Annotated in this window: 9 protein-coding genes; 6 read left to right on the top strand and 3 right to left on the bottom strand. The window is 36.6% G+C overall.

The features are described 5' to 3' along the window. The 3 genes from WBG45_RS16520 to guaC all read left to right on the top strand — a co-directional run. Positions 1 to 482, top strand: a 482-nt coding sequence (locus tag WBG45_RS16520) for a histidine phosphatase family protein (protein WP_424416173.1), incomplete at its 5' end; no start/stop codon positions are given. 427 nt (positions 483 to 909) lie between these two features. Continuing rightward, positions 910 to 1,098 (top strand): hypothetical protein, encoded by a 189-nt coding sequence (locus WBG45_RS16515; protein ID WP_424416172.1) that lies wholly within the window; start codon positions 910 to 912, stop codon positions 1,096 to 1,098. A 266-nt stretch (positions 1,099 to 1,364) separates the two neighbouring features. Then, a complete protein-coding gene (guaC, locus tag WBG45_RS16510; RefSeq protein WP_037578106.1) occupies positions 1,365 to 2,348 on the top strand; it encodes a GMP reductase in 984 nt (327 codons plus the stop codon). A gap of 60 nt (positions 2,349 to 2,408) precedes the next feature. Here the strand turns inward: guaC and WBG45_RS16505 are convergent, their stop codons facing one another. From WBG45_RS16505 to WBG45_RS16495, 3 genes are all read right to left on the bottom strand, one after another. Continuing rightward, the gene (locus tag WBG45_RS16505; protein WP_424416174.1) at positions 2,409 to 2,567 is read right to left on the bottom strand and encodes a hypothetical protein; all 159 of its coding nucleotides are present in this window, start codon (positions 2,565 to 2,567) and stop codon (positions 2,409 to 2,411) included. 214 nt (positions 2,568 to 2,781) lie between these two features. Continuing rightward, a complete protein-coding gene (locus WBG45_RS16500; RefSeq protein WP_424416171.1) occupies positions 2,782 to 4,245 on the bottom strand; it encodes a sodium:solute symporter family protein in 1,464 nt (487 codons plus the stop codon). After that, positions 4,245 to 4,448 carry a DUF3311 domain-containing protein gene (locus WBG45_RS16495; RefSeq protein WP_424416170.1) on the bottom strand — a complete coding sequence of 68 codons (204 nt, stop codon included), beginning with the start codon at positions 4,446 to 4,448 and terminating at the stop codon, positions 4,245 to 4,247. Before WBG45_RS16495 ends, WBG45_RS16500 begins: the two co-directional genes overlap by 1 nt. 711 nt (positions 4,449 to 5,159) lie before the next feature. On the opposite strand from WBG45_RS16495, the gene WBG45_RS16490 reads away from it, so the two are divergent. The 3 genes from WBG45_RS16490 (at position 5,160) to WBG45_RS16480 (ending at position 7,907) form a co-directional block, all read left to right on the top strand. Beyond that, positions 5,160 to 5,849, top strand: coding sequence for a phosphatase PAP2 family protein (locus tag WBG45_RS16490; protein ID WP_424416169.1), 690 nt, complete (start codon positions 5,160 to 5,162; stop codon positions 5,847 to 5,849). Between the two features lie 395 nt (positions 5,850 to 6,244). Then, positions 6,245 to 6,772 carry an RNA polymerase sigma factor gene (locus WBG45_RS16485; RefSeq protein ID WP_424416168.1) on the top strand — a complete coding sequence of 176 codons (528 nt, stop codon included), beginning with the start codon at positions 6,245 to 6,247 and terminating at the stop codon, positions 6,770 to 6,772. Beyond that, positions 6,750 to 7,907, top strand: coding sequence for a hypothetical protein (locus WBG45_RS16480; RefSeq protein WP_424416167.1), 1,158 nt, complete (start codon positions 6,750 to 6,752; stop codon positions 7,905 to 7,907). Before WBG45_RS16485 ends, WBG45_RS16480 begins: the two co-directional genes overlap by 23 nt. Positions 7,908 to 8,506 lie beyond the last annotated feature (599 nt).

Genomic DNA, 8,506 nt, shown 5'->3' with positions numbered 1-8,506 from the left:
GCGAAGATCAACCGAATCTTAACTTTCAGCATTGTTCTACCCAAAGAAATCTTTCGGAGTTCGGAAGAAGACAAGCTGTTACTTATGGTGAATTACTTCGTAGTTTACGGATTCCTGTAGGATACCCTGTTCTTGTCAGCCCTTTTTGCAGAACTAGAGAAACTGCTGAATTAGCTTTCGGAAAAGAAAATGTTCAATTGGACCCTTTTTGGGTTGAAATTTATAGATTGAGCGGAGATTTAAACCCTAAAGAACAGACCAAAATATTAAACTCCTTCAATTCGGTGCTAGAGATTCCACCTCCCCTAGGAAGTAATAAAGTCATCATCGCTCACAGTTTTCCACAGGGGGTTGGTTTTGGTCAAATCCCAGATATGGGTACTGTCATTGTAAAACCTCGTGGTCAGGGTAATGGTTATGAAGTTGTCGGTCGAGTGTCCTTGAGTGAATTGACGACTTTATTGGATATTAAGCCTAAATGAGCTTAAAAGAACGAAGAGATTGAACATAATGAATAAAAAACGAGCTGTTATAAAACATAGCTCGTTTTTTGTGTTCATCTAGACTAACCTGCCGTAGGTTTACATACTTATTTCACTTAACGACTTAACTGTGGAATTCTTGCTTTTCGGTAGCCCTCAAACATATCGATGGTCGCAAAAACCACAAACTAAAATCGATGACTTTGGTATGCCTAATCATAAAGGTTAGAATCCCACCTTGTTTATCACTAACAACAGCATGATCTAACACAGCTTAACAAATAAAAATGTGTTTTTAGTGTCCTCTTTTAGAGAATCAGCATATACATATCGAATGTGGTCAAAATTGATATACGGTTTTTCTTAAAGCGACATTTAATGAACTGATCATATTTGCAAGAAAAAAAATGTAGAAATGGGTGAGTACATGATAAATCATTTTGAGATGCAACAATTAATTGAAGCGAAAAAAATGGAAATAAACCGCCAAATTCAAGAACAATCTTATTACCTCCATATTGGTAAAAACGATACAAAACCGAGTCTATTTGAACTGTTCAAGAAAATGTTCAAAAACCGAAGCGCACGCAAGATTGAATGTAGTTCAGCTAATTAGTGAGAAAAGTATCCCTTATCTCGCGCCACGTACGGAATGAATAAGAGAGCCGAGTGAAGTGGTCATACCCCTTTCTTCGGCTTCTTTTCAATTTTGGATCATGTTTAAGTCCTTCTAGATTTCCTTCAAAGAATCAAGATGTAGAAATATTTCTATCATTTTTTTGATAAAGACTTTGACATGCAAGCAAATTTGTTATAAATTACCCTATAGACGAACAATTTTATTAAACTAAACATTAATATTCGTATTTAGGGGTGCTTATTTTGGAAAATGTATTTGATTACGAAGATATACAATTGATTCCGGCAAAATGTGTGGTAAATAGCCGATCAGAATGTGATACAACGGTCGCACTGGGGGCACATACTTTCAAGTTGCCAGTAGTACCTGCAAATATGCAAACGATTATAGACGAAAAAATAGCAATTTACTTAGCTGAAAATGGGTACTTCTATATCATGCATCGTTTTCAACCTGAGAAGCGAGTAGATTTCATCAAAGATATGCATTCACGTGGATTAATCGCATCCATTAGTGTCGGAGTCAAAGAAGAAGAATATGGTTTCATTCAACAATTGGCTGACGAACAAATCATACCCGAATTCATAACGATTGATATTGCACATGGACATTCTAATGCTGTGATCGAGATGATTCAGCATATTAAGAAGCACTTGCCTCAAAGCTTCGTTATTGCCGGAAATGTAGGAACTCCAGAAGCAGTTAGAGAATTGGAGAATGCAGGTGCGGATGCCACGAAAGTGGGCATTGGACCAGGTAAAGTATGTATCACGAAAATTAAAACGGGGTTTGGAACAGGCGGTTGGCAATTAGCTGCACTTCGTTGGTGTGCCAAAGCTGCAAGTAAGCCGATAATCGCTGACGGTGGTATTCGCACACATGGCGATATCGCGAAATCAGTAAGATTTGGTGCTTCCATGGTGATGATTGGCTCATTATTTGCTGGGCATGATGAATCTCCAGGGCAAACATTCGTAAAAGATGGAAAGCATTTTAAAGAATATTTTGGTTCCGCTTCGGAATTCCAAAAAGGTGAAAAGAAAAACGTGGAAGGCAAGAAAATGTTTGTCGAGCACAAAGGTTCTCTAGAAGATACGTTAATCGAAATGGAGCAAGATCTTCAATCCGCTATTTCCTATTCTGGTGGAAACAAGTTAGAAGCCATCCGCAACGTCGATTATGTTGTCGTCAAAAATTCCATTTTTAATGGGGATAAAGTGTATTAAGTTCTCACTTTACGCTCTAATACAGCTGATTTAGGGGATATGCTTTCATACCAGCAATTTTCAATAAAACAATTGAAGTGTACTACTAAAACCATTTCCTTTTTTATGACAACCAAGGACGCGAGCAATATCGCGTGCTACGGATGGTTTTTCAGCAAATACTACTGAATTCGACAAATTGTCCACCCTCTCTTCTGTAAGTTCATTTTGATGTCTCATGAGCCAATCTTTGTAGACTATGAGCGGTTGGCACGATTCTATGAGCGCTTTCTTGTCGACTATCAGCGGTTAGTGAGATTCTATCGGCGGTTTCTTGTCGACTATCAGCGGTTAGCACGATTCTATGAGCGAATCTCCTATAATCAAACTATTTCCAGTAAAAAAGGCGGCTGAAGAATTCTTCAGCCGCCTTTATCATTCACTTTTATTCAGCTTATTTAGTGAAAAGTTGATCCATGATTGGATTGGATTTATTTTTCGCCTTATTAACGAATAGTGGATTTAGGACAATCAACGCGATGATGTTTGCCATCAGTCCCCAGAATCCTTCATAAATTCCAAATGAATTTCCTGTTGCGTACACAATAACGGTTACAGAAAGACCAACAAGCAATCCGATGATAGTTGCTTCTTTTGTTTGGTTTCTCCAAAACAAACTAAAGACCACGGCTGGGAAGATTTGAACCATTCCAGAAACACCTAGAAGTTGAAGAGATACTAGTGCTGTAGGGAAAAGCATGCCAAAGATTAATGCTAGTCCAATAACGACAAATACCATTGAACGCGTAATCATCGTTAATTTTGCTGGTGATACTTTTGGATCGATGAAATCACGGTAAATATTATTCGCAAATAGATTTGAAGCACCAATTGCCATGATTGAACAAGGAATTAGTGAGGCTAATGCGATTGTAGAATACGCAAGTCCTTGTACCACACCACCGTATGACATTTGAATCAGATTTAATAAAGCGAAACGCGGGTCGCTTCCTTCTGGTAGAACCAAATATGCAGCTAACCCTAAGAACACGACGAGAATTAACACGATATTATAAAACGGTAGATAGATGGCATTTTTTCGAAGTACGTCAGCACTTTTCGCTGTGAATACCCCAGTAACTGCATGAGCCCACATAAATAAGGCCAAACCAGAAACTAATGATGCTGTAAGGAACCATGGAATCCCTCTTGGACCTGTCGTAGGGATGGTTAATAGTTCTGGAGCTTCTACCACGAGTTTATCGATCATCGACCCCCAACTTCCAAAATGGATGATCGGAATCGTCACTACAAGGAATAACATAATGACCCAAACAAGAATGTCTTTAATGACAGCCGTATAAGCTGGCCCTTTTATTCCACTAAAGAATGTATACAGTGCGACTAATAGGAACGATATGATAACGACGAATTTAATATTAATATAGCCAGTACCCGCTACTGTTAACGTATCTTGAATACCCGCTAATTGTAGATCAATGTAAGGAATTAACATAAATACACCAACAATTGCAATCAGCAAAGATAGAAATCTACTATCAAATCTTCCTTTTGCGTAATCGGCTAGAGTTGTTAATTTATGTTCTTTAGACACTTCCCATAACTTAGGTAGATAAAAATAAGAAACAAAGAATGCAATAATCGTATAAGGAATCGCAAAGAACGCAATACTACCAGCTGCGAATGCAGTGCTTGTTAATCCTAAGAATGTATAGGCTGTATATAAATCTGCACCAACTAATAGCCACACAAGCAATGGTCCAAAACGTCTGCCACCAACTGACCATTCTTCAACCGAGCTTCTACTCGATTTGTCTCGTCCAGCGATAAATCCAATCAATACGACTGATAACACAATAAACGATGTAATTAATAATGCTGTTAAATTTCCCTGCATTAGTCAATACTCCCTTCTGACTTCTGTATTTTGTAAATGAAGTACGTGCATAAGGGCGTAATGATCATGCTTAAAAATAACCAAAAATGAAGAAATGGCAATCCAAAAAGAATCGGATGAATTCGATTTGCAAAAGGTATTGCTCCAAGCATAAGGACAAACGGTAAAATAATTAACATAACAATAATCCATTTTTTGCTCATATGTATCCCCCTAGATGTTTTTGATAATATATTGGAATAGTTTTAATTATCAATCAATAATTATATTACCATAAGGATCTTGGAAAACAAGGGACTAGGATAAAAAAGGGAACATAGTGCCACCTATATGGAATGAGATCATATTTTCGAGGATTTTTCACTACCTCCCCCTGTAACAATACCTATGAAATGAAAGAGACAAGAAAAATGATTCTTCATATTTTTCGTCACTTTTTACTATTGCATTCTCGTTTCGTGAGTAATATATTACTATGTCACCACTACTATTCGACCCAACCTGATTAAAAAACTACTCGACTATTTCTATTTGTTGGTTGCTTGGATATTACTATTGAGCGATATTTTTGGGAATTTGAATTTTGTTTCTCATCATTTTATATAATTCATAAAACTTTTTGTAACACGATAATCATTGTATGGTAAATGATTATGAAATTAAATCCGTGACAGTAAAAAATAGTAATAACCAAAAACATACAGAGATATAAGAGTTTTTAAATGAATCCAGACGAGACCAACTTTAAGAACATACAAAAAAGGTCCGGGCTTATCGTCCGGATTTTCTTAATTTAAATAATTTGAATTGAATTGTGTGCAGGACAGAGGGATGTTCACTACAGTTAACACGTTTCCCATTTCTCAAAACAGGGAAAGCGTATTATTACGACTGAATTATAGGAGTGTACAAGTATGCTAAATACATTAAAGGGAATCCCTGCCAGAACCTATATTTTAATTGTTACTGCACTTTTAATAATAGGCGGAGGTTTTTACATATTTATAGAGCTTGGTGAAGAGGTGCTGGAGAAAGAAAAATTCATGATTGACCAGCATGCCGCGGACTTTGCTGAAAACCTTGCAACACCTGGAGTTATGACCTTTTTCGCATGGATTACAGAACTCGGATCGGTCTGGGCGTTGACTGTAGGATCTCTTATCATGTTTGGAGTGCTGTGGTATTTTTATCAGCGGAAAAAGTGGAGAATTGTTTATTTTGTTATTGCAATGGGTGGAGTTACAATCTTGATTAGTGGGCTTAAAGCTGCATTTTTAAGAGATCGTCCTAACGTATTAGAGGAGTACGATGGAACTGGCTACAGTTTTCCAAGCGGTCATTCAACCGCCCCGATCGTTTTTTACGGATTTATTATGTACTTGGTCATCAGAAGTAAACTGAATGCCTTAGCAAAATGGCTGATCAACATCTTCCTTGGAATCCTGATTTTATTAATTGCCTTCAGCCGCCTTCCCCTCGGCGTTCATTACTTTACAGACGTAATCGGCGGGCTGGCACTTGGTCTGACATGGCTTGTCAGCTGTATCGCAATACTTGAAATTACTTTATGGCATAGTGGAAGAAAAGCGAAAAAAGAATTGTAAAAATGAGCATTTTGAAGAAACCACAAAACAACTAATACCCTCAGAGATGCTGAAAAATCAGAAATGAAGTTTCTAACACACAAAGTGATTCAACTTGAAAAAGAAGTGTTTATTATCGGTAATAAGCAGTAAATATAGTGAATTTTTTCGAAGAGCCAGCTGCCCTGTACAGGGCAACTGGCTCTTCTTGAGTAATGAAGCTGAATACTTCCTCATCGTGGTGTTATGTCAACGTAGGATGCATGGCATATGCATGCCAGTTCAGCGATTAACAGTCGAATTTAGCTTTCCATGAACTAGTTCTCTATGTTGATAAAAGTACTTACATTTTGATTATGATTACGATACTTTTCGTTCTTTCGTTCGTCTATGATTGGTAAGAGGAGTTGAAATTTATGGAAGAGGATGTAGAACGGTTGTATTTAGATTATAGTGACAAGGTTTATCACTTTATTTATCTACTCGTACGTCATAAAGAAACCGCTGAAGATTTGACGCAGGAAACGTTTTGTAAAGCCATAAAAAGCCTGAACCATTTTAACAATCGAGCTTCAGTCTTAACATGGCTTTTGAAAATAGCACGAAATGTTACTTATGATCACTTTAGAAGGAAAAGAATTATCCAGTTTTTCAAATGGGGAAATGAAAACGACATCGACCATAAGACCCTTACGCCTGAGAGAACTGCAGAAACGAACGAGGATTTGGCAAATTTACACGCCGCCTTAAGCAGACTGAAAAAGGATTATAGAGATGTGCTGATTCTCAGAAAAGTGAATGAATTTTCCATTAAAGAGACGGCTCATATATTGGGTTGGACAGAAGCAAAGGTGAAAACAAAAATGACCCGGGGATTTGAGGCATTAAGAGAAGAATTTCATGGGAAGGAAGGTTTTATTAATGGATCCATCAAAAGAATTTGATGAACTTTTCCAGAAAATGCAACATATTGACCGTTCCAATGACGCACGAAGAAATAGTCTACTAAAACTGCAAGATAAAGTCGGAAGGAAAAAACGATATGTAGCACCGATTTTCATTTCTATCGCAATGGTTGCAGTGGCTTGTTTCCTCTTTTTTAGTTTAGTTAAAACTGAAAATCCTTCTAATCATTTGGCAGCTGAAATTGCTGATGAAGATAAAAATAAGGAAGCAGTTCGTGCTGTCCTTGAATCAGAATTAACGGTTCCTAACGAAGAATATAACCTTATTGTACAAAACATTGATAAAAAAATGGATGAAATATCAGGAGGAGAAATACCATCGGACTCGGCTGAATTTCAAGCCTACCAGGACTTGGTAAAAAAAACATATGGACCTTACTTTATGGACTATGCTTATGATAAGCTTATTACTAATTCTATTGCTTTTCGTTATCACTATGGATTTTTTGGGTATGAAGAATTTGTGCGGTATGAAATGAAAGTTAGTGATATACAAGTGACTAAAAGTGAAAATGAGTCATCACCTAAGAATTATGATTTTACTGCACAGGTAGAATACACAGACAACGATGGGAAAGTTACACAACACGAAGTAAAAGGAATGGCGATTCTTTCTGAACCAGGAAAAATTGGGAAGTTTGAAATACATGATGATACTGGGTTAGAAGAAAAAATATCGGTGGACCAACAAGATAATGTCAACGAGAAATTATTTGAATTAAGCTCGTTGGAAGAACAGGCATACAATAATTTTCTGGAAGATTTAGATTTGAAACATTTATCGGGTTTGGAACCAATTAGCATTGCAAAATTATATATTTATGCAGGTTATAATCGAGATTCTAAAATCCAATATGCTCTCTACACTGACCGCAAGGACCGTATCCAATGGTCTAAAGAAGAAGATGAGAATTTTCCTGATTCTGATAGAGCTACTGAAAAACAGGTTTTGATCCAGTTTAAGAATTTTGAAAAAGGTACATTTGTAAAAACAAGCGATTACGAAGGATATATTGAATTTGAAGCAGGTGAAGGTTCGGAAGTGAAATCTGTTTTTCAAATGATCCAGAATGAAGATGGTATTTGGCAGGTAGCTTTTATGCCGATTCAATAAAAATACTTTAGTTGAACAACCGGCTGCCTTTACAAGGCGGCCCTTTCTTATGGCCAAGATTATAATCGTGTCCCTATACTTAGTTTCGTATAGGTTACTGAACTTAGATTGTTGAACGAGTTCTTGAACATTAATTATCGAGTTAACCCTCAGAAAACACTGTAAATATGGGATGTCCATTAACTCCTGGTTTTCTGAACAAAGGCTTTCGGATGTTTTCTGCGGAAAAATACCTTCTTCTCATTAATGAAAATTCATGATCAATCTTCTTAACGAAATACCGATTTATTCATACACCGCGCAAAGTATTTCCCTGTGCTTCGTAAAGGCTCTGATTGCGATTAAAAACGATTTTTACTCGCAAAGGATGTTGTACACTCGATTGCTTTATGTATTAACTGCTGTTACGTGTTCGATAATCTATTAGCAACAGATTTTTATGATATTGACTCCATAAATTTTTTATAAAAGTGTATATTTTAGTTGCATTTTGCAAATGGTTATCATATAAATAAAGTAACAAGTGAAATTAAAAACAAACATATTTTGAAATATTCACATTTAATAATTACTCACTTCAAAAGAATGGGGAGTAAGAC

Origin of the sequence: Paenisporosarcina sp. (assembly GCF_049671445.1) — a bacterium.
Taxonomy (GTDB): domain Bacteria; phylum Bacillota; class Bacilli; order Bacillales_A; family Planococcaceae; genus Paenisporosarcina.
The sequence above is the reverse complement of the archived record's forward strand: the minus strand, read 5'-3'. Positions and strand labels throughout refer to the sequence as shown.

Bases quoted from the DNA above. Each gene is read 5' to 3' on its own strand.
- WBG45_RS16515 (WP_424416172.1), top strand. From the start codon at position 910: ATGATAAATCATTTTGAGATGCAACAATTAATTGAAGCGAAAAAAATG.
- WBG45_RS16505 (WP_424416174.1), bottom strand. From the start codon at position 2,567: ATGAGACATCAAAATGAACTTACAGAAGAGAGGGTGGACAATTTGTCG.
- WBG45_RS16500 (WP_424416171.1), bottom strand. From the start codon at position 4,245: ATGCAGGGAAATTTAACAGCATTATTAATTACATCGTTTATTGTGTTA.
- WBG45_RS16495 (WP_424416170.1), bottom strand. From the start codon at position 4,448: ATGAGCAAAAAATGGATTATTGTTATGTTAATTATTTTACCGTTTGTC.
- WBG45_RS16490 (WP_424416169.1), top strand. From the start codon at position 5,160: ATGCTAAATACATTAAAGGGAATCCCTGCCAGAACCTATATTTTAATT.
- WBG45_RS16485 (WP_424416168.1), top strand. From the start codon at position 6,245: ATGGAAGAGGATGTAGAACGGTTGTATTTAGATTATAGTGACAAGGTT.
- WBG45_RS16480 (WP_424416167.1), top strand. From the start codon at position 6,750: ATGGATCCATCAAAAGAATTTGATGAACTTTTCCAGAAAATGCAACAT.